Here is a 1,905-nt window from a genome sequence, read left to right on the forward strand (position 1 = left end):
GAAGGTCAATCGATCATCTTGCATCTCAAAATGATAAGGTAATTTCTCATGTTCTAATAAACTTTTGACCACAAAGAGTCCCATTCCTGAACCCTTGGCCTTACGACTAGCATTGTCAGAAAAAGACTGGGCCAATTTTTCTTGTTCTTCAGGACTACAGCTATTCTCGATAAAGAGTTCCCCTTCTTTCTCCCCGATACGGATCAAGCCGCCTAGAGTGGAGTGCTTGATAGCATTACTGATGAGATTCGATAGAATCAATTTCATGACAGATGGGTTTATGTAAGCCTGCTGATAAGTTAGGCTAATGTCTACCTGAAGTTCTCTCTCCTTGGCGAGCAAAGCATAATCCTTGACCAGACTTTGCGTCATCTGAAGGAGGTCAACCTCTTCTTTCTCGTCTCGCAATTCCTGAACAGAAGAAAGAGACAATATCTGGAGAACGTGGTGACTGAGGTCATCCACAATCCCCAAGGCAACTCCCAGATAGTGGTCTCTATCCTTATAACGGCCGATATTTTCTTTCATATTTTCGATTAGGATTTTCAAGCTGGCCAGTGGTGTTTTCAGTTCATGAGAAGCCCCTCGTAGGAATTCAACCTTCATCTTCTCCAGCTGGAGAATAGCTTCATTCTTGTCATGCAAGTCCGCAATGACAGTCAAGAGATGCTGGTAAAGGCTATTGATTTGTTCCTTGAGATTACCTATCTCATCCTTAGAATCCACGCGCAATCGCACTTGGGCATCCAAATCCATCATCCGACGGGTCACTCGCTTGATTTCCAAAATCGGTGCAACAATGGTCCGAGCGTAGATGTAGGCCACCAAGAGAGAAATCAGAAAGGATGCCAACAAGGTATAGGGAAGAAACTGGAGACTGATCTGCTCTGCTTCCTTTTGCAAATCCATGGAAGCTAGAAACTGGAGAGTCATGGTACCACCGTCTTGCGTTTTCACCTCACGCTCCTCGATAAAGAGGGAAGTGGTCTGGCGATCCGTGTCCAGAGGAAGGTTGTTCTTGACTTCTAACTTGTCCTCAGTCATCTCTCCCTTGACAGCTCCTTTGATATCACTGGTCTGGGAATACAGATCCAACACTTGCTCGATACTTTGCCTATCCTTTCCGTCCAGGGACTGGGCAATGGCTGTCGCTTTCTGGCCAATGGTTTCCTGACGGTGGCTCAGATAAGTCGAGGGAAAGAGAAAATAAATGGCTAAATGAAGACAAATAACCAGAACACTAAAAATCGAGAATGTATAGATAAATATCTTTGTAAACAAACCTGTTCGTTTCATCTTCGCTCCAATTTATAACCAACATTGCGCACAGTGAGGATACAATCCAAATCTAGCTTTTTCCGCAGTTCCTTGATATAGACATCGATGACACGGTCAAAGGGGACCTCATCTGTCGCCTTCCAGACCGCATCGATAATCTGAGAACGAGTCAAGGCCCGGCCTTCATTTTTCACCAGATAGTCCAGAATTTCCAACTCTTTAGCATTGATGGCCACTTCTTGACCTGCGAGGCTAGCACTATAGCTTTCAAAATCCACCTTGGTATCCTTATAGGAGAAGACTCGTCCCGTATCGTAGTAGCGCTTGAAAATCGCGTCCACCCTTACTTTTAAAAGGGAGAGAGAAAAAGGCTTTTCCAGATAACCGTCTGCCAGAGAAGCAAAAGCACTCATCTTGTATTCTTCATCCTGAAAGGCGGTCAGCATCAAGACAGGAACCTGACTGGTCTTACGAATCTCCGCTAGGACTTCTAGGCCATTAAGCTTGGGCATCTGGATATCCAGCAGTACTAGAGCAACTTCATAGCTGGAAAATTTTTCCAGAGCTTCCTGACCGTCTGCTGCTTCAATTGTTTCATAACCACAATCGGTCAAATAGTCACTGATC

Annotated in this window: 2 protein-coding genes; both read right to left on the reverse strand. The window is 44.8% G+C overall.

Annotated features, from left to right (window positions below; translation table 11 throughout):
- On the reverse strand, positions 1-1,296 hold a 1,296-nt coding region (gene vncS / locus SORDD16_RS06795; RefSeq protein WP_061452830.1), incomplete at its 3' end, for a sensor histidine kinase VncS.
- Positions 1,293-1,904, reverse strand: coding sequence for a response regulator transcription factor VncR (gene vncR / locus SORDD16_RS06800; protein WP_241734025.1), 612 nt, complete (start codon positions 1,902-1,904; stop codon positions 1,293-1,295). The genes vncR and vncS, both read right to left, overlap by 4 nt.
- Position 1,905 lies beyond the last annotated feature (1 nt).

Source organism: Streptococcus oralis, assembly GCF_001578945.1.
Taxonomy (GTDB): Bacteria; Bacillota; Bacilli; order Lactobacillales; family Streptococcaceae; genus Streptococcus; species Streptococcus oralis_Q.